Source organism: Dyadobacter ginsengisoli DSM 21015, assembly GCF_059568735.1.
The window spans coordinates 648,408-668,825 of record NZ_JCANTY010000005.1; the positions used below are offsets into that span (position 1 = coordinate 648,408).

Below are 20,418 nucleotides of genomic sequence, written 5' to 3' on the forward strand. Positions count from 1 at the left end.
GATTAGGTCGGCATCAGCCGTCATTTGATAAATCGCTCGTAATAAAACTGATTGTATTCGCGAAGCCTGGCGAGATAATCTTCCAGCCCGAGTTGTTGTTCATCTACAATCAAATAGGTCATATCAGCCGTCCGGTTGGCAAAATGCCGCGTGCGGTCCTGTTCGAAAAAATACTTTTTCCCGTCGGTCGACATTCCTTTCGGCAACATGGTTTTGCCCCAGACAGCAATCACCTCGTCGAAAACTTGCTGCCGGCGGCGCAGTTGTCCCTCGACAATATCCTCGGCGAGTTTAAGATTTCGGTAAGATTCTTTCAAATCCGTAAATCGCTGCTGATGCGCCGTTCTGATGGTGTTTTCAAGTTTTGAAAGATCCTGATAAGTCAGCGCGGTATGTTTCACCAGACCGGCCAAGGTTTTGAATACCAAAATATCCTGCTCGTTCTTCGACCTATTTTGAAGGTTTTGATCGCAAATGCGAATGGCTGCATTCATTTTTTCCAGCATCTCTCCGGCGCTTTGGAGCCGGTCGGCATACCGCTTGTTCCAGAAGGGGTCATATTCGAGGGCGTCCCCGCGAGGCAAGTCCGGAATATGCGTTTTCCCGATGTCACCCCACGCCCAGACACGCCTTTCAAAGCTTTCCATAAAGAAATAGGCGCCTTCATTCAACAGATAATACAGTGAATCCATACCGGCTACCTGGCCGCCGTACCTGTTCTTGTAAAATACCGACTGAAAATCCGACAATCCGGGCGCAGCGGCGTTCCAGGAAAATGCGGCCGTGGTGGCGAAACTGAGCATCCAGGCCTGCATCGGCAATCCGGAGTCATCCCAGGAAGTGCGTATCACACCGTCGAAAACGCCTTTGCCCATGGTTTCCTGCAAAAATTTGTAAGAGCTTTCCAGGCTCCCCTGTTTGATTTCACCTTTGCCGTCTTTGGAAAAAAAATAGGGCAAAAACAGCTGCTCGATGCCGGGGTTAGGGTCATAGGCATACACCGGATAACCCAGCGCCTTCGCTTCCCTGGCGTATTTCAGGTCGGGTGTCTCGTAATCGTAAGATTCTGTGAGGATAATGCCCTTGCGCGGCACGACGGGCTTTTCCTGCTTCATGCCGGTATGGTACACTTGCAGGCGGCCTTTCGCCCAGCCCATCGGCGCTTCCCAGGTCATGACCTCACGGCCTGAACCGGCTATACGTTCGGCCGATTTATCGATAAAAAGGTGGTAGAGACCGCTTTTGCCGATTTCTTCTTCCTTTTTCCCACAGGCGGGACATGCGCCCAGCTCGTAAGTTTCGTCCGAACCTATATGAATATACTTCGAACCCGGGGTAGCTTCCATGGCATCCTTCCACAAGCCGGCAAGCAAGTCGTAAGAACCGTCTTTCAACGGACAAAACTCGAAATTAGAAGCCGGGATTTCTCTTAAATGGGCAAATTGCGGCCATTTCAAAATGAAACTCACGTGCCCGAGGCCCTGCACTAACGGGACGATCTGGATATGATATTGTTGTGCATAGCGTGTCAATTCCTGCATTTCCTTCATCGTGAACGCTCCGGGCGCGCCTATTTCGGGGTGGCTCGGATATTCGAATTTATCCTCCCATTCCCAAACCAGCATATTGACCTTGTAGGCAGCCAGGTCACGGATCAGGCTTTCCACATAGCTGCGCTTGTCCTGGTGGTGCTTGGTGTCGTAATGCACCGCCCGCACCTTGGTATCCGGCCAGTCATTAATGGAAACACCTGACACATAGGCACCTGACCCCTCCTTTTGGATCAACTGGATCGCGGTCTGAACGCCATAGAAAAGCCCTGGCTCGGCCGAGGCGGTGATGGTGATGCCGTGCTGGTTCGCACTCAGCGAATACCCTTCGTTACCTGATTTCTGATCTGCGTTTCTCCTGGTCAGCACAATGGCGCCCCTGGAAGGCTTATTGGAAACCTTTGCAGCGATCCCGAAGGTCGAGGTAAGGTATTTCACCAGCTCGTTGGCCGCAAACCGGTCCTTTTCGGAAGCGTTTTTGTCCAGCACGATCTGGACGTTGTTTTTCAACACGAAGTTGCTTCCCCCGAACTTAACTTCTTTGGGATACGGAAGGAGCGAAATATCCGGAACAGACACCGCACCTGATTGCGCATGTAACGCGCGCGGACCTGCCAGCACCAGCGTGAACAGTGTAAATATGGTAAGGTAAAAGAAATGTTTTGTGAAGTAGTCTCTAATCCTCATAAATCAGTAGTGCTTTTGACAAAAGTAAATGTAACGTAAAAAAATATCTTTCAAAATATTTCAAAATAATGTTCTATTCAATTTTTGCCTTTCGTTTCTCTGTCGTAGTTTAGCAGAACAAAGGATAACCGCATCCAAAAGCTTACGATTACCCGTACCCTGCTTCCTTTCCTAACCTTCGATCATCTACATGAAAATTAAGCCCTGGATATTCTATACTGCTATTACCACTTTATTTTGGGGAGTCTGGGGCGCATTCATCGAAATTCCTGAAAAAGCAGGCTTTCCGGCGACGCTGGGCTATTGCGTTTGGGCGTTAACCATGGTGCCGTGCGCGCTGGTAGCGTTGAAAGCGAGCCGTTGGAAGCTGAATTCCGATAAAAGGTCCGTATTCATTGGAAGTACTGTCGGGATTTTAGGGGCAGTAGGGCAACTGATTCTTTTTCAGGCGCTCAGATCAGGCCCGGCGTACATGGTGTTTCCCATTATCTCTTTATTCCCCGTGATTACCGTTTTTCTTTCGGCCGTTTTTTTAAAAGAAAATACCAGCCGTAAGCATTGGTGGGGAATCGGCCTGGCGCTTACCGCGATTTTGTGCCTTTCCTACCAGCCGCCCCGGCAGGACCACCACTCCGGTTATCTCTGGCTGCTGCTGTCCTTCGTCGTATTCATGATGTGGGGCGTGCAGGCTTTTGCAATGAAATTCGGCAACGATACGATGTCGGCTGAAAGCATTTTCTTCTATATGACCGTCATGGCGCTGGCATTTATTCCAGTGGCCGTGCTGATGACCGACACATCGGAAGCGATCAACTGGGGTTTCAAAGGGCCGTACCTGGCTGCTATAATTCAGATTTTCAATGCGATCGGTGCGCTCACGCTGGTTTACGCACTCCGGCACGGTAAGGCGATCATCGTGGTGCCGATCACTGCGCTGGCTCCTGTGCTCACCATCATGATCTCCCTTCTGCTCTATTCCGTCATGCCCCACGGCGTGGTCCTGCTTGGAATGGCCCTCGCCGTGGCCGCTATCTATATTCTGGCTGAATGATCAGACTTCTCCGCGCAAATGCTTCCCGGGAACCAAATCGGCAAATAGTAACAATTCGAAAGATTATATATTTAAAAATAAGGTTTAGAAAATAATCTACTTCAAAAAATAAGCTAATAAAAATTTGTTGTTATATTTGGGCATCAAATAGCACACTCCTAATCACAAGCGAAAATCAGTTTGCGACCATTGAACCGATGCATTGAACGGAGATGGTCAAACATTGCCTCCTATGACTGCGCTCCACGCGAACGTATAGGGGTCATCGTGTATACCCGCGATGCTTGCCGCCAAGCTATTCTTGCCCATAATCAACCCTTTAAATTCAATTGAATGAAACCAAACACTCTACTACTCAGATCATTGATGTGTTGCATGTGCTTTCTGCTCTGTATCAGTGCGGCATTTGCGCAGGTCCGTACGATTTCGGGAACCGTTACCGACGCTGACGGACAAACGCTTCCCGGAACCACCGTGATGGTAAAGGGCACCACAACCGGTACGATTTCAGACACGAAAGGGAATTATTCCATAGAGGTTGCTGCTGGTGCAAAGGCAATTGTCTTTTCCTTCACGGGATTTATGGTGCAGGAGATACCGCTGGACGGTCGTTCGCAGATCCATGTGAAAATGGTGCCGGATGCCAACCAGTTGTCGGAGGTAGTGGTGACCGCATTCGGTATCGAAAGGGAAAAGAAAGCCCTGGGTTATTCGGTGCAGGTGGTTGACGGCGCTAAGCTAACGGAAGCCAGGGAATCGAACGTAGCAAACTCACTGAAAGGAAAAGTTGCGGGGCTGCACGTCAATCCGTCGAGCGGCGGGGCAGGCGGTTCCAGTTATGTGATGATCCGGGGTAACAGTTCGCTGGCTGGAAACGGGCAGCCGTTGTATGTGGTGGATGGCGTTCCTATTGACAATCAAACACTTGACGGCGCACGGGTTGACAGCGGCAGGGATTATGGCGATGGGATCAACAACATCAACCCAGATGATATTGAAAATGTTTCGGTATTGAAAGGACCGGCCGCGGCCTCTATTTATGGCGCGAGGGGATCAAATGGCGTCATATTGATTACGACCAAAAAGGGAACGCGCGGCAGGGGAATTGGCGTGGATATCAACTCCAACATTACTATCGAACGCCCCAACGTGATTCCAACTCAACAGAATGTATGGGGCGGCGGATATGCAGGGACTTATGGTTCGCTGGGAGAAAAAACCATTGACGGCGTCAAATATTCGACCTGGCCAAGCTGGCTGGCCGATAGCTGGGGTGGGAAAATGGATGGCCGGCCCATTATCATCGACCGCTGGCTGGAAGCAGGCCCTGTGCCTTATACCGGGCAGCCTTCGGATAATATCAAAGATTTCTTCCGAACCGGTGTTACCAAAACGAATACGATCGGGGTATCGGGTGGCGCAGGTGCCGTTACTTACCGCGCGTCGATCTCGGATATGCACAACAAGGGGATCATCCCTAATACAAAACTGGAAAGACAGACCGTGAACCTGCGTTTGTCGGCCGACGTTTCTTCCAATTTGTCGATCGATGGCAAAATCAATTATGTGAGGCAAAGGGCCACCAACCGGCCGCAGATCAATTCCTATTCACAAAACCCCATGACGGCCCTGAATCTCCTGCCGAGATTCATGAGCCTGGAAAGATTGAAAGATTATAAGAAAGAAGACGGCACGATGACACGCGTCAATGGCTCTCTTAACCCATACTGGACTGTGAATGAGCTGACAGGCTTTGATACCAGGGACCGGGTTATCGGTTTTATTGCCGCCAAATACAAGTTTACAAACTGGCTTTCGCTCCAAGCGCGGACGGGAACCGACTTTTATACAGACGTACGTTACGAACAGGTCAATCAATACACGACGGGTGAAAACGGCCGCATTACCAATACGCAGTTCTTCGTAAAGGAAGGAAACAGTGATTTGCTGCTGAGTGCGGCGGGCAAGCTTTCCAAAAAGCTGACAGGCTCGCTTTCCATTGGGGCGAACCATCTGGATAGAAACCAGGAGGTCGTGGGCAACACCGGAACCAACCTGAATGTGCCCGGGCTGTACTACATCGGCAATACCCGCAATGTGACGCCGCGGCAATACACCATCCGCAAGAAGATGAACTCGGTGTATTTCACGGGGCAAATCGCCTATGAGAATTTCCTTTTCGTGGACGTTACAGGCAGAAATGACTGGTCGTCGACATTGGGAAGCAAGAACCAGTCATTCTTCTATCCGTCTGTCGCGTCCAGTTTCGTGTTTTCGGATATTGCCAAATGGGACAAGCAGGTCCTGACCTACGGAAAACTGAGGGCCTCCTACGCCGAAGCCGGAAATGACGCAAGCCCCTACCAAACCAGAGCCGGCTATACCGTAACCAGCAGCACTACTTTTAATGATCAGCCATTTGCGAACATCCGGACCAATATCCCGCTGATCGACCTGAAAAATGAGTTGAAACGGTCCTACGAATTTGGCGCCGAGCTCCGCTTTTTCAATAACAGACTGGGCCTGGACCTTACCTATTACAATGCATCGACGGTTAACCAGATCCTGCCGCTCGAAATATCGGCGACAACAGGTTACGAAACCAGGCTGATCAACGCGGGAGAGATCCGCAACCGGGGTTATGAGGTATTTCTGACGGCTGTTCCTGTCAAAACCAAGCATTTCAACTGGGACGTTTCGCTTAATTTATCCAACAACAAATCCAAAGTCGTGTCGCTGGCCCCTAACATTACCACGCTCACGCTGATGGACCCGGGTTATGGAGCGAGCATTCAGGCGCGCACAGGCGAGCCATTTGGAAATATCGTCGGGTATCGTTTTTTGAGAAATGAAAATGGCGACAAACTGCTGACGGCCGAGGGAAAATACCAGCGCGCCGCTGACCTGGAAGTGTTGGGAAGGATCCAGCCGGACTATCTGGCCGGTTTAACCAATACACTGAGCTATAAGGCCATCACGGTAAGCGCGCTCGTGGATGTTCGTAAAGGCGGACAGATCCTATCCTATTCGAAGCTCAACCAAATGGCAAAAGGTACCGGGAAATTTACCGAAAACAGGGAAAACCTGATCGCCGACGGGGTGATCGAAACGGGTCCGGGCGAGTACACCAAAAGCACGATCGTGATACCGGCAGAGGACTTTTATGCTGGGGCCGGCCCTTGGAATAATATCGGCGAAACGCAGGTGATCGACGCGGATTATGTTGCACTCAGAGAATTTACGATCGGATATAACCTGAAGTCGCTGTTTGCTGCCAATAAGTTTTTCAAAACCCTGAAACTGTCGATTGTAGGACGAAACCTCTTCTATTTCTACCGCGATCCGCAATTTAAAGAAATGGGGATCAGTCCGGAAACGGCATTCAGTACTGCAACAGCGGCACAGGGGTATGAAACCGTAGCCATGCCGACGACCCGCAGCGTGGGTTTCAACCTATCCCTTTCATTCTAGTATTTATATTCAACAGCAAGATCATGAAATTATATTCCAAAATACGGATCGCAACGGGCGCATTCATGGCGATTTGCATCGGCGCCTGCACGTCGGATTTCGAAAAAATAAACACGGACCCAACCCTGGTTACCGAGGAGATCATCAAGCCATCCATGCTCCTGACGTCGGTGTTAAAGTATTCCGTTTTCAGCACCTATAATCTGAGCATTGTAGCGGAGTATTCGGGTTATTATTCCAATGGCGCTTCCGGTTCTATTTTTCAGAATGCTAACTGGAACGACCCTTTCAATGAATATTACCGCAACTACCTGATCAATACGGCGGAAATCGTGCGGCTTACGGCCAAAGATCCGAAGCTGGTCAATCAGCATGCGATCGCGCGCATATGGAAAGCCTGGCTTTACGCTCAGGTGACCGACCTCTATGGCGACGTCCCCTACTTTGAAGCGGTACAAAAGGTCGAAAATGTGATCAATCAGCCTAAATATGATACCCAGCAGGAGATTTATAAGGACCTGCTGAAAGAGTTGAAAGAATCGGCAGCAGCGCTCAACCCCGACCCTACCCTTCCGTCGTTCGGCAATGCCGATATACTGATGCAGGGCAATGTCGACAAATGGAGGCGATTTGCTAATTCGCTCAGGTTCAGGCTGGCCATGCGGGTGCGCTATGCGGACGAGGCTTTGGCCAAACAGCATATCGCGGAAGTGGCAGGCGCGCCGCTGATCGATGACAATGCGTTCAATGTTCTGCTCACGACGATCAATGGATCGGACACCCGCAACCGGAATCCGTTGTGGAACGACCCGATCAACAGCTATCCGCAGTCGGTGTCGTTTACCGTCACGGAAACGCTTAAAATGTTGAAAGATCCGCGCCTTCCGATATTCATCGTACCCGCCACCGACTCTGTTTCGGGTTACCGCGGCAGGCCCATTGCCGTCCTGCCCGACGAAAAAGATTACACCATAGAAAACAGCGCGAGCCAGCAACAGTATTTCCGCGAGGCTGTGTACCCGATCATCGTGATGAATGCAGCTGAAGTGTCTCTCCTGCGGGCCGAGGCCGCATTGGCCGGCTATACCTCCGAGAATGCCCAGGCAATGTTTGCAAAAGGGATTTCACAGTCGCTCACGCAGTACAAGGCGGCCCCTGCTGCGATCACGGCCTATCTTGCGTCTCCCGTCGCCACGCTGAAAGGCAGCCAGGAAGAAAAACTGGAACAGATCATTCTTCAAAAATTCCTGGCCAACTATTTCCAGATCAACGAGGGTTATGCCGAATTCAGGAGAACGGGCTATCCCAAAATCTGGACGGGCAGCGACAAAGGCAGCACCAATGGTGAAATACCCAGGCGATTGACTTACCCTCTGGATGAATACTCCAAAAACGAGGTAAATATCAAGGAAGCCGTCAAAAAGCTTTCAAACGGGGACACTTATATCAGCAGGATCTGGTGGGATGCCAAGCCCGGGCTGCCATTCCACCATCCGAGACAGGGCAAGTTTCCTCCTGAAATGTATTAGACAGTTCTTAAAAGTCAGCTGGCCGGCCCTGCTTCATGGGCCAGCCAGCTGACTTTTATTTTTGATATACTGTTATTTTAAATCGCCTTTTTCAGCGTCCTTTTTCATGTCTTCATTGGCATAGATCGCCAACTCGACCCGCCGGTTTTTCTCCCGGTTCGCTTCGCTGTTGTTTGGAAACTTAGGCTGAGACTCCCCATACCATTTGGTGTTAAGCCTGGATGCAGGGAGGTTTTGGGATTCCAGATAAGAAGAAACGGCATTGGCCCGACGTTCCGAAAGCTTCATATTATACTCGTCAGAGCCTGTGTCGTCCGTGTGCCCTTCCAGCAGGATCTGCGTATCGTCGTATTTCCCTAAAATACCCGCGACCTTGGTCAGCTCCTGCTTGGCTTCATTACTGAGCTCCGAAGAGTTAAGTTTGAAAAGCAAGCCGGAATTAAAAGTGAGGTTGATACCCTCTCCCACCCTTTCAACGGTGGCATCCGGAATTGCCTGTTTCAATTCCTGCGCCTGTTTATCCATATGTCGGCCGATAAAATAGCCGGCCGAGCCTCCGACGGCTGCCCCGATCAAGGCACCAATTGCTGTATTGTTCCCCGCTAGCTTGCCAATCGCTGCTCCTGCCACAGCGCCACCCGCAACGCCCACTCCGGTTCCTTTCTGGGTGTTATTCAAGCTTTTACAACCCAATAAAAACACCAATGCTACTATTACTATACTATTTCTCACTATTCAGTCTGTTAATATTTCACTTACATTAATCACAAATTGTGCTCGACAATAAGTCAAGCTGTAAATTCTTCAACCCGAGCCCCAGCGCCTTTTTCATCTCCGTGCAAAGAGTTCGCTTTTCCTGTTTTGTCATTTTGTCCGATAATTCCTTAATATCGGTTGTCGCATGTTTTTGCTGGATCTGCTTTAATCGGGCCTCCGTTCTGATCTGATAAATTTCCAGGTCATTTTTACCAAGGTCCACTGCCTTGTCATAAGCGGTAAACGCAGCATCGTAATCCTCCGCCTTGACCATCATATCCCCTTTTTGGATGTAAAAAGCGGCATTTGCGGGATCGAGCTCAATAGCCTTCCGCAAATTCGTATCAGCTTCTGCGAGCATGTTGAGCTGAAAATCCAGATGCGCCAGCCGTGCAAACATCGTGGCCCGGGCTTTTACATCTTTATTTTTCTTGGTCAGGTCGGTGATCTTCACAAGATCAGCCTTGGCATCTGCTGTACGCCCCAGATTACCATATGCATAGCTTCTCGCATAATACGCCGTCACGTTGGTTTTCTTACTCGCCTTGATCGCATTATTAGCTGCCGTTATCGCCGATTCGTATTGTTTCAATCCATTGGATGCAATCGCCAAACCGACGTTTCCCTCTTCCTTGGCGTCTTTTGCCGAACAATTTTTGAGAACATTAGTAAAAGTCCCCAGTGCCTCCTGGTATTGTCCCTGATCATTCTGCTTGTTACCGGCCTGAACCTGTTTGAAGCATTTGTTGGACATTGTAATCAGTTGCTGAGCCTGTAATGAGGCTGGCGCAAGTATCACGCAAAGTATTATCGCTTTTGTATTGATCATCAGCTTAGCCGCTGTGGCTGTTGTAGTTAAATTGAATTTACGAGGGTCAATCCGTGCGTATGCAAAAGAACCGCAGCACGCACTAAAAAGTAACTCCGGATAACCTCAAATTCAGAGTAAGATTTTTCTTCATGATTGTTTTTGGTAAGGTACGATGAGTAAATCGCCGCAAGTTACAAAAAACTGATACCTTCTCCGGTACAGTTTGAAGATCCAGGCGCCTAAAAGAACGGGCGTCTTCTTTCTCTCCACCCTTTTACACCCGGATCTGACAAAATCCCGCCGACATTTTACAGCCCGGCAACTATTACCTCCGACCCTGGCAGAACAGTTATTTGATTGAGCCTGACAGAAATTTTGTGGCTAGTCTCTATAAGGGGCAACAGACGGTTTATGAATGCCCTCACCTGCTAGCTCTGGGTCATCAGGTCTGATTTGTTGCTGAAAACAAATTCTTGCGTTCGCTCGATCTCTTATCCGACCGATACTTTCGTTGATTCAGGAAATATCACGCCGCAAAACAACTACAACACCTCCGGCAGCTGAATAGCAAATAATACCTATTCAGCTGCCGGAGGTGTGCTATTTCAGAAGATCTGAAAGGGGGCACTGCTGCCGAAGCATGATCGAGTGAGCAGAAGTACATTGGTAAACCAACCGCTCTGCTATTCCGGCTTCCTCACCGACATTGTATCGTATCGCGTAACCGTAAAAATATCGATCGCCTTGCTGTCCGGCTTGAAAGAGGATCGGTAGTTCAGGATCGTCCCGGGTCGCCAGTCGGGGATTTTGCTCTCCTGGGCGTCGGGACCTACGAGTACCGACTTGGTTTTCGAATCCATGGCAATGTATTTCAGTTCGGTATGGATGTTCACCGTATCCGCCGCATTCCAGCTGATCTGCAACACCTTGAGCGTCGAATCATAAACGGCCGTGCTGATCGTCCGGTTGAGCAGACCATTCTCATAATTGGCCCCGAAAGTCCTGCCGTTGAAACGCAGGGGTACGGACCGGTTGCCTTTTGCATCGAGCGAATACATTTCAAAATTATACGAACCTTCCTTCAAAGGATCGATCATGATTTTCACCGTGTCGCCAATGAGGTCTGTCGGAACGGCCGCTTCCATCGAGTCGGCCTTGTTGTTCCAATACAATTTGTAGGTGGTGACGCGGGGGTCGGCACTCAGGACCCATAGCAACTGCGTCCTGTTTCTGCCCGACGCTACCAGCACAGTGTCGCCCCGCCCCGGATAAACGATCTCGCCGCCTGCCTGGTACTTTTTGAAATCATCCCAATCGGTGCAGGATACCAGGGCGAAAAGAAGCGCTATTATTCCTGTGGTTTTATATTTGATAACCATAAAATGTCAGTTTTAAATTATTTGGTGTCACCCCAGAAAGTAAGCTCGGTGAAATGGACAAATTTGGTATCGGACCAGTTCTGATGGATCTGCATCCGGATGTACCGTACCTTCGGTGCTGTAAGCGGGAACACAAACTCCTCTCCGGCAGACATATATGCTATATCATCACCCGTATTCACCCCATAGGGACTACCGGACGGCTTGATCGATTCGCAGTCCATCAGCTTGGTCCAGCCATTGAAACTGCCATCCGGATTAGGCGCTTTCTCGCTGCCCCACATCGTCCATTTTCGGGGATTTCCATGTTTGTAAAACCAATCTCCCTGTCGTTGCCAAAGTTTGAACCGGCTTAGCTTGGCAGCCGTCCCCAGGTCGAACGTGAAATGGATAGGCATGTCCCGGTCAGAAAGCGGAATCGTGTGAAAGCCAGGCTCGGTCATCTTTTCATCCCACAAAAAAGGGATCTGCCAGCCGTAACCGCTCTCTTCGTCGGTGGGTAAAACATATTCCCGGAAGCGGGTTTTGTCCAGCTCCTTTTCAAAAAATGGTTTGACCTCCTTGTATACCGTGTCGGAATAATTATTCCAGCGGTCGCGTACATACACGCCGAATTTCCGGCTCAGGGTGTCAAATCCCCTGGCAGCAAACGAGCCTCCTTTCACCTGTGTATACAGCGTTTCGACCGGGATGTAGTCGCCATTATTATCCGCCGTGATCACCACGATCGCCAGCTTGGCTTCCGACGGATTATTAAAGGCGACATTCAACCCACCGAAATCGACGCCCAGTTGCAGGGAATTGAACACAGTCTGGACGGGCGGGGCCTGAGGCGCGATCTTTACCGTAACGGGCTCCGATTTATTGTCGCTTTTATCGACCGAATACAGGGTTACCTCATAATCCCCGGCAGTTGAAAATCCTTCCACCGTCAGTTTATTGGTGTAATGCGATGCTTTCGCTTCGCTTAGCTTACCTGTACCTTTGTTGATCGCATACGAGGCGACAACATATTGCAGGTCCTCGTCCGCGGGTAGTGAATAGGAAATGGTGGCGCCTCCCGCGAAATTGACAACGGAGGTATTCGTCACGACACTAGGTTTCTCTGCGTCTGCGCCCAGCGGTTTGCGAATGTCGTCCGTTTCCGCACATGAGCAAAGCATTGCCAGTGCCCACACGACCGGGAATAATATCTTTATCTTTTTCATAGACAGCAGTGTTTACCAGCCTGGGTTTTGAACAAGGTTCGGATTGACAATGAGTGAATTTTCGGAGATCGGCCAGAAGTAATCTTTAAGGCTGAAACTGCTTGTGTATATCGGCTTAACCCGATAGTAGTTAGCGGCTTCCCGCTGGGCGATATCCCAGCCATTGACAGACCGCTGCAGGTAATTTTCAGCTACTTTCCATCTGCGCAGGTCCCAAAATCTTTTCCCCTCAAAAACCAGTTCGATCAGCCGCTCACGCTGAATGATCTCCCGCAAACCGTCTTTACTGCTGAATTTGGAAGGCTTATTGGAATACTTCGTCCATGACTCCACTACACCCTGCAAACCTGCCCTGGCGCGAACCTTGTCGATCCAGCCATATACTTCCGCGGATGGCCCCTGCGATTCATTCAATGCTTCCGCGTACAACAGGTACAAATCCGCGAGGCGCATGATCGGAAAAGGATAACCTTCCACGCTGTACTGCTGTGCAGGGTCGTTGATGGTGTTGTTATAGTTCGCCAGTTTTTTGGGCCAGTAACCCGTCACCGAATACAGCGAAGCGCCTTGCCGGCCACCGGTTTGTCCCAGCTTACCTTCCAGTACCCAGGTATTGTCGTCGTCGTTTTTGCCCTGTCCAAACCAGATCCCCCCGTCGAAACCCATATCCGCGTAAAACCTGGGTTCGCGGTCGAAATTGAGCTGTACCGTCGTATAACCTTCTTTGATATAATACCGCTCACTTTTTAATGCTTTCCGTAATGCAGTGAAACGAGTACCGTATTTGTAGCTTTTATCCTCGTCGATCGGAACACCGTTGTTACTGTAAAACATTTCGGCAATATGAATCGGTGGTGCGAGCATCGAACCAATACTCTCATTGGGAATGGTACCTGTAAACGGGCTGAGCCTGGCCTGGGACAGCGACTGAAAGCCACGACCGCCACCTCCGGTTGAATTGGAAGCACCCCATATGAGCTCTACATTCCATTTGTCGGTTACCGCTGCCCGGATCGACATCAGGCGCCGGGTGGAATCCGAAACCTTGGTCGTGACGGAACGCGGTACGAATTCATAGAGCTTATGCCCGTTCGCCTCGCTGGCATCGATCGCCTCCCGGCACGCCTGGGCAGCGCGCTGCCACTTTTCGGCACTGGCTGTGTTGCTGAACAACGGTTCGTTGTCCTTGTTTTTAAAATTGGCATAATTCTGGTTCCCATTATAGAGCGGACTCGCGGCGGTGGTCAATATCTCGGCCTTAATGGCCAGCGCGATTGGCTTAGTGATCCTTCCCAATTCCGCAAACTCGTTGGGTAAAATCACCGGCAGGTCCTGCACCGCTTCGTCGATCAGGCTTACGGTATAGTTAAAAACCGAATCGACATGCTGCCTTTTCACCTTGACCTCCTCCACCGAAGCCGAAATAGGCAGGTTCTTTTTAACGATCGGGATCGGGCCGTACATCCGGACCAGGGAATAATGGTAATAGGCTTTTAAGAATTTCACTTCTGCAACCCATCTTTTCTTCTCAAAATCGGTCAGGTCACGGACTTTGTCGATGTTTTCAAGAAATATATTGCATTCACGGAGCGCCTGGAAGTATTTGCTGTCCCAGTAATTGGCGATGGGTGAAACAATGTTCTGCTCCCCCCTTGCGATACGGTACAGGCCTCCATTGATATTTCCGAGTACGGGGTATACGGTCGCAAATTCATCTCCGGTCATAAAACCCGGATCAGCCCCTTCGTTACCGAATTGCGGCAGGTTGTTGTAACACGTGAACAGGTGCTTTTCCGCGTCCGCACGCATTTTGAATGCATTATCGATGGTCGCCACGTTGTCCGGAACGATGTCGAGGTATTTCCGGCAGCCCGCTGTGGTGAGCACGAGCAAGGCAGTAAGGCAAAAGCTGGTGTACAGTAATTTCATAATAGGAAGCTTAGAAATTCATATTCAAACCGATATTGAAAACCTTCTGGATCGGGTAACCCAGGCCATTCCCGCCCATTTCCGGGTCCCACAACTTAAACTTGCTGAAAGTCAACAAATTTGTCCCGTTGAAATAGATCCTGAAATTGGTCACTTTCAGATTCTCCAGCACACGGCCCTTGACCGTGTAACCCGCTTCGAGTGTTTTCAAACGGATAAATGACCCGTCGCGCATAAACCAGGTGCTCCGCTGGGAATTATTCTGGTTTTGGACCGTCGACATTCTGGGCCATACCGCGTAGATGTTGCGGTTCTCTTCCGACCAATGGCTATCCGCGAAAGCTTTCAGCAATGCATTTTCACCGATCAGGTTAGCCGGAAAAAGGTCGTTATCCCCGTTGCCGTCCTTGCCATAATCGATAAATGGAGCGGAAGCGACGGGATTAATAAAAAATGATTCCCTTCCCAGGCCCTGAAAAAAGAGCGAAAGGTCAAACTGCCCGCGCCCGGCCGACAGCCCAAACCCGTAAGTGATTTCCGGGGTCTCCGGGTGGCCTATCGCCACAAAATCCGCATTGGTAATCTGCCCGTCCCGGTTGATGTCCCGGTATTTGATGTCCCCGGCGCCATATACCCCGAAGTTCTGCCGCGGTGAGTTTTTCACATCATTTTCATCGATAAAAAGGCGCTCGGCTATCAGTCCCCTGGGTTGATTGATAGACTGCCCTACCCTGGACAGGTACCGGTCTTTGTAATCCGGTTCTTCAAAAATGGAGAAAACCGTACGCGCCATGGTGAGGTTACCCCTTGCTACCAGCCAGGTACCGTCTTTGAAATTCTGGTTAAAATCCACTGCAAGGTCAAACCCTTTGGATTTCGCCTCGCCTACATTGGCCGACGGTGTCACGGAAAGCCCCATCGTGGTTGGGATCGAAGCCCTTTCCATCAGGATATTCGCCCGTCTTTGCTTGTAGATCTCTGCAATCACATTCAGTTTCTGAAGAATCGAAAATTCCAGTCCGAGGTTGGTCTGATGAGACGTCTCCCAGGTGATGTCCTTGTTTTCATACCGGCTGATAGACACGCCGTTACGGGTAACGCTTGAATTGTACCCGAAAGACGATCCCCTCTGGTCATTGTTCAGGTTAACCTCCGAAAGGAAAAAGAAGCGCTGATCGGGCCGTCCGATGGCATCGTTACCCACGAGACCGTACGAACCGCGGATTTTCAGCTTGTTCACAATGCGCTCCATGGGCTTCCAGAATCCCTCGTTCGATATTACCCATGCGCCGCCAATGGTAGGAAAAAAGCCGAACTGCTTGCTCTTGTGAAACCTTTCCGACCCATTGTAACCAAAATTGAATTCAGCAAAATACCGGTTATCGAACGAATAGGACAACCGCCCCGACACCCCCGTATTCCTGCTGGGAAGCGACTGTTGGAGGGACTGCACCTCTCCTGCACTCGAATTGTCCTTCAGACTCTGTTGCAGCGTCGTTACCACGGTCGCATTCAGCGAATGTACTTCTTTAAAAACCCGCGAATAATCCAGGGTACCCTGTAAGTAAAGGAAACTTTCCAGGTTTTTTGCACCGGGTTTGTAATTGAGGTATTCGGTCGCAGGCTCGGGGAAGAAATCGTTGCTGGTCTGCTGGTTAAGCCAGTTCAGGATGTAAGTATCGGTTTGCTTGTCGTATGATCCGGCCTGGTAGAAATATGGGTTGTAAGCCCTGGTGACATCGAAATACGACGCCCTGTTGATATTCGCCAATCCTCTCACATTAAGCCCCTTGGTGACAAAATCCAACTTCTGGGTCAGTTCGAGCTGCGTCAGCATTTTAGACCTTGAATACTGCTTGTACCCTCTCACCATGTCTGCGTAAGGGTTAAGGTATTGCCCAAGGTCAAAATTTCCGAACAGGATATGGTCCGTCGCTTCGTTGGCTTTATCAGGCGTGTAATAGGCCGGATAGGAAGTCGGGCTGGTTTTCAATGCCTTCTGATAAATGCCTGAACCGCCGTCGATAGGGCCATTGTAATCATCGAAATTTCCGTACAACCTCACAATCAGCTGCGTCTGCGGGCTCAGATTGATATTGACATTGGAGCGCACCGAATAGCTGTTGAGTTTCACGTTGTTGTTGAAATTATTCATCTTGTCCACTTTCAGCATCCCGTTATCATTGCTGAACGACGTCGCTACGTAATACTGGGCCACCTCTCCTCCACCCGATACGCTCAGGTTGGCGCGGCGGTTCTGTGTATATTTTTTAAAAAGCACATCACGCCAGTCCGTCGAAGGATAGATGTAGGGATTATTACCCTTGCCCGTATTTTCAATCTGATTCTGCGAGTATTTGATCGCGGCGAGCGGGTCACGCGTGAGCTGGGCCTCATTATATAATTTCATGTAGGTAATCGGGTCCGCCAGCTCCACATTCTGGGTGGGCATGGAAACCGAATTTTCCATCCGAAAGTTAATTTTCGCCTTACCGGCCTTCCCCTGCTTCGTTGTCACATACACGACCCCGTTCGCACCCCGCGCGCCGTACAGCGCCGTTGCGCTGGCGTCTTTCAGAATCGAAAAACTTTCGATATCGTCCGGCTGCAACCGGGCCAGGTCGGTAACGGTCAGCTCCACATTGTCGACCAGTATCAGCGGGGAGTTATTGTAACCAAAGGTTGTGATCCCGCGAATGAAAAATGTCGCGTTATCGACGCCCGGCTCACCGCTGCGCTGGTACCCGATCACACCCGAGAGGCGACCTGCAATGGCCGTGGTGAGGTTGCTCGAAGGAATCTTCAGTTCTCCAGGCCGGATCGTCGTGACGGCCCCTACCACCGCTTCCTTCCGCTGTTTTTGTCCATAGGCCGTCACCACCACTTCTTCCAGCGCCTTGTTATCCACTTTAAGCACCACATTCAGAATGGATTGAGAACCCACCTGCCGCTCGTCGGAGATATAACCGACAAAGGAAAAAATCAGGACCGCGTCGTTATCCGGTATTGCGAGCCGGTAGGTACCGTCTGCATCCGAGGTCGTGCCTTTCTGGGTGCCTTTCAACACCACACTGACCCCCGCCAGACCTTCCCCTTTTTCATCGGTGATCTTTCCGGCGATTTGCTTTTCCAGTAATGGCTCCGCCGTATTTGCCGGAAGCACCCCCGTTGGCCCTTTTCCTTCGTCCTGTGTCTTGTAAAGAATGATCTGGTTGGTCTTGATCACCTGATAAGTAATGTTCCGGGGAGAAAGCACGCGTTTCAGAAGATCTTCCAGCAATTCGTTCTTTACTTCAAGGCTGATCTTCTCCTCTGAGGCAATGACCTGCTTTTGGTAAGAGAAAGAAAGGTCTCCTTGCTCTTCTATATTTTTCAGGACCGTTTTCAGAGACGCATTCCTGACGCTTATAGATATACGTTGTTTGAGCAACTCCTGAGAATACGTCGGGGATGCGTAACTCAAACCGGTTGCAAACACGGCGATGAAGAGTTGCTTCATCGTCATGCACAGGACCTGAAAAACTTTTTTTTCATTCGTAAAAATGCCCATACTTGGTTTTGGTTTTCATTTTTAAATAAATATCCGGATCGGTACTGCACGATAAATCCGTCACCGATGGCACATTTTTCATCAGGTAGCAATTCTGTTTTTCATAAATATGTTGAGTTAGGTAATGATCGCAATGAGGTCACTGCGAAAAAATGGACATAGTATTCACTGCCGGATTACCGGTGCGGGTATTGGAATATGCTTTTGTAAAATGGCAGCACCGGAAACATCCTTGTGCTCTATTAATACAGGTACAGGCCTCAAAAAAAACTAACCTTCGTTTTCAAATTATTTTTTGATTTTTTATGAATAAACCTGAAAATAGTGTCAAAATTTTCGGTTGCAAGGCCTGTTTTGCCCTCTTTTTACTAAAAACAGCCTTTTGAATCAATCACGATCTGCGCGTCGATCTCCTTATAACTCCCACCGATCGTCCGGCAGATCACGTCCAGGTTATCGTACAGCGATTCGTTGCGGATAGAGGTGGAAATGATGCATTTGGATAGTAAATCGTGATCGCAGAGGATCTGTATCCCGTATATCTTTTCGATTTCCGCGAAAACTTCCGTGGCAGGAACTTCGTCAAACTTGGTCTTTTTAGTATCGGTGATCGGGGTTATCGGCAATGGGTCGGGTACCAGGTTTTTCACCAGCATTTCGCTGTCCCGGTTAAATGTCACCTTCTGGTTGGGCAGCAGCACCAATCCGCTGGTTTCAGGGTCTTCACTTCTGATCCTGCTCTGCTTGTACACCGACACCCGCCCTGTGCGCACATGCACGGTCACGTTCTGGCCATTCTCAAATGCCCTGATCTCGAAGCTCGTTCCGAGCACCTTCGTTACCGTTTCATTGGCATACACCAGGAACGGGCGCGACGGGTCTTTGGTCACATTAAAAAACGCCTCCCCGCTCAGGAAAACTTCCCGTTTCAGCTTTTGAAAATGCGTCGGATAACTCAGTTTACTGTTTTTGCCCAACGTGATAACCGTACCATCTTCCAGCCGGACCTCCATCGAGGCAATGCCCTCGTTATGCTTTTCTATGAGTTGATTTTCGACTTTGGCGTCCGTCAGCAACTCCTTGTAGGTAACCCTTTTCCGATCGGAGCGCATGGTTTGAAAAATAGTAAATGCAGCGACAAGTACCACGCAGGCCGCAATCATAAGCCTTTTGTATATCTGCCATTGCGGCTTCGCGCGAACCGTTTCTTCATGGCTCTCTTCTACCGTGGATTCAATCCGGGACCACAGCTTTTGCTCGTCGACCGTGGGTGCGGTTTCACGCTCCGCACCGTGCAATTCCAGCACGATTCTCGAAGCCCGTCCTACCAGCTCTTTTTTCTCCGGGTGTGCCTGGATAAATGCTTCCCACAACAATGCATCTTCGTCTTGCAGCACCCAGCTTATGAAAGAATCATTGCCCAAAAGATCCTCGATATTTACACTTTCATCATTCATGATTAGGGAAAAATGGTACGCCCACAACTAACAGGTACAACAATGGCTGAAAACTAACCTATCTTCAGGTACTTTTCTCAAATTCATTTTTACAGGATCCATCCTTGCAATTCGCCCATCGGGACAAGCAGGGATAAAATCGTCATTTCGCCGAGCCTGGTCCGGAGCACGGCGTAGGATTTGTAGAGCAGGTTGCTGACGCCCTGCTTGGATAGGTCCATTAGTCTGGAAATTTCGTCAAGACCCATTCCGTGGTAAAAACGCAGGTTAATCACCTCTTTTTGCCTGCTCGAAAGGCTCTCGATCGCCTGGCGTACGCGCTCAGTGCGTGCCTGCACGCTTTCGGAATTGATATACTGCTGCTCACTGGAAAGCGCCACCAGGTAATCCAGGAAACCGTCGATATCCTCCGCTTGTTCAAATATGCTGTTTCTGCCATTGCGCGACAAGCGGTTACGCAATCCGCGGAAGAGGTAAAATTTAATATTCTCCGTGTCGGTAAGATGCTCCTTTCTTCGCCAGAGGTCTATGAAAAGATCGTGTATGGCATCTTCCAGCAACTGCCTGTCGGGTGTCAGCCGGTGACCGTAACTGGTCAGGCTTCTGACGTGACGTTGGTACAGCGACTGAAAAGCCTGCATATCCCCTTGCTTGAAACGATGCCAAACATGCAGTTCGCCACTCAAATCTGATTCAGCTCTGGTAAAAGTAGACATCCCGGTTTTCCTCCGTTAGGTAAGTGATATGATGTTTTTGACAAAGAAAAGAGTTTCAGACAAACGTACTGTATTTAATCAAAAAAAATATCAAGAATATACAACAAAGAGTCATCTCCGATGACCTTTTGAAATGAAGAATAAAGACCTTGAAATCCAGCATTCCGTCTTTTCGAACCATCAACCTGGGCACTGAACAAAATAACACATCCTCAGGAAAGCATCGAGAAGCTTTCCTGAGGATGTCCATGCAGGCCCGTTTAGTTTTTGACCAACCGCTGAATTCAGTTTGACAGGTTCCCTTTTCAACTGTGATGGGATGAG

Annotated in this window: 12 protein-coding genes; 3 read left to right on the plus strand and 9 right to left on the minus strand. The window is 49.7% G+C overall.

The genetic code is table 11. The features are described from left to right. Positions 1-20 precede the first annotated feature (20 nt). Positions 21-2,237: a beta-N-acetylhexosaminidase gene (locus BP71_RS21295; protein ID WP_496382920.1), complete on the minus strand. Its 2,217-nt coding sequence runs from the start codon at positions 2,235-2,237 to the stop codon at positions 21-23. A 190-nt stretch (positions 2,238-2,427) separates the two neighbouring features. Here BP71_RS21295 and BP71_RS21300 point away from each other — a divergent pair, with 190 nt between their 5' ends. The 3 genes from BP71_RS21300 (at position 2,428) to BP71_RS21310 (ending at position 8,288) form a co-directional block, all read left to right on the plus strand. Next, positions 2,428-3,288, plus strand: coding sequence for a DMT family transporter (locus tag BP71_RS21300; RefSeq protein WP_496382922.1), 861 nt, complete (start codon positions 2,428-2,430; stop codon positions 3,286-3,288). A gap of 333 nt (positions 3,289-3,621) precedes the next feature. Next, on the plus strand, positions 3,622-6,759 hold the full coding sequence (locus tag BP71_RS21305; protein ID WP_496382924.1) for a SusC/RagA family TonB-linked outer membrane protein: 3,138 nt from the start codon (positions 3,622-3,624) through the stop codon (positions 6,757-6,759). A 23-nt stretch (positions 6,760-6,782) separates the two neighbouring features. Continuing rightward, positions 6,783-8,288 carry a SusD/RagB family nutrient-binding outer membrane lipoprotein gene (locus BP71_RS21310; protein ID WP_496382925.1) on the plus strand — a complete coding sequence of 502 codons (1,506 nt, stop codon included), beginning with the start codon at positions 6,783-6,785 and terminating at the stop codon, positions 8,286-8,288. Between the two features lie 72 nt (positions 8,289-8,360). Here BP71_RS21310 and BP71_RS21315 read toward each other — a convergent pair whose 3' ends face one another. From BP71_RS21315 to BP71_RS21350, 8 genes are all read right to left on the minus strand, one after another. Beyond that, the gene (locus BP71_RS21315; protein ID WP_496382927.1) at positions 8,361-9,020 is read right to left on the minus strand and encodes a YiaD family glycine zipper/OmpA-like lipoprotein; all 660 of its coding nucleotides are present in this window, start codon (positions 9,018-9,020) and stop codon (positions 8,361-8,363) included. Positions 9,021-9,048: 28 nt separating this feature from the next. Further along, positions 9,049-9,798, minus strand: a complete 750-nt coding sequence (locus tag BP71_RS21320) for a tetratricopeptide repeat protein (protein WP_496382929.1) — start codon at positions 9,796-9,798, stop codon at positions 9,049-9,051. Between the two features lie 740 nt (positions 9,799-10,538). Further along, positions 10,539-11,234 carry a DUF4998 domain-containing protein gene (locus BP71_RS21325; protein ID WP_496382931.1) on the minus strand — a complete coding sequence of 232 codons (696 nt, stop codon included), beginning with the start codon at positions 11,232-11,234 and terminating at the stop codon, positions 10,539-10,541. Between the two features lie 17 nt (positions 11,235-11,251). Further along, positions 11,252-12,442 carry a DUF5000 domain-containing lipoprotein gene (locus tag BP71_RS21330; RefSeq protein ID WP_496382933.1) on the minus strand — a complete coding sequence of 397 codons (1,191 nt, stop codon included), beginning with the start codon at positions 12,440-12,442 and terminating at the stop codon, positions 11,252-11,254. Between the two features lie 12 nt (positions 12,443-12,454). Continuing rightward, on the minus strand, positions 12,455-14,371 hold the full coding sequence (locus tag BP71_RS21335) for a RagB/SusD family nutrient uptake outer membrane protein (protein ID WP_496382935.1): 1,917 nt from the start codon (positions 14,369-14,371) through the stop codon (positions 12,455-12,457). Between the two features lie 10 nt (positions 14,372-14,381). Next, on the minus strand, positions 14,382-17,921 hold the full coding sequence (locus BP71_RS21340; RefSeq protein ID WP_496382937.1) for a SusC/RagA family TonB-linked outer membrane protein: 3,540 nt from the start codon (positions 17,919-17,921) through the stop codon (positions 14,382-14,384). A 368-nt stretch (positions 17,922-18,289) separates the two neighbouring features. Further along, entirely contained in the window at positions 18,290-19,378 is a 1,089-nt protein-coding gene (locus tag BP71_RS21345; RefSeq protein ID WP_496382939.1) for a FecR domain-containing protein, read from the minus strand. Between the two features lie 89 nt (positions 19,379-19,467). Continuing rightward, on the minus strand, positions 19,468-20,094 hold the full coding sequence (locus tag BP71_RS21350; protein WP_496382941.1) for an RNA polymerase sigma factor: 627 nt from the start codon (positions 20,092-20,094) through the stop codon (positions 19,468-19,470). Positions 20,095-20,418 lie beyond the last annotated feature (324 nt).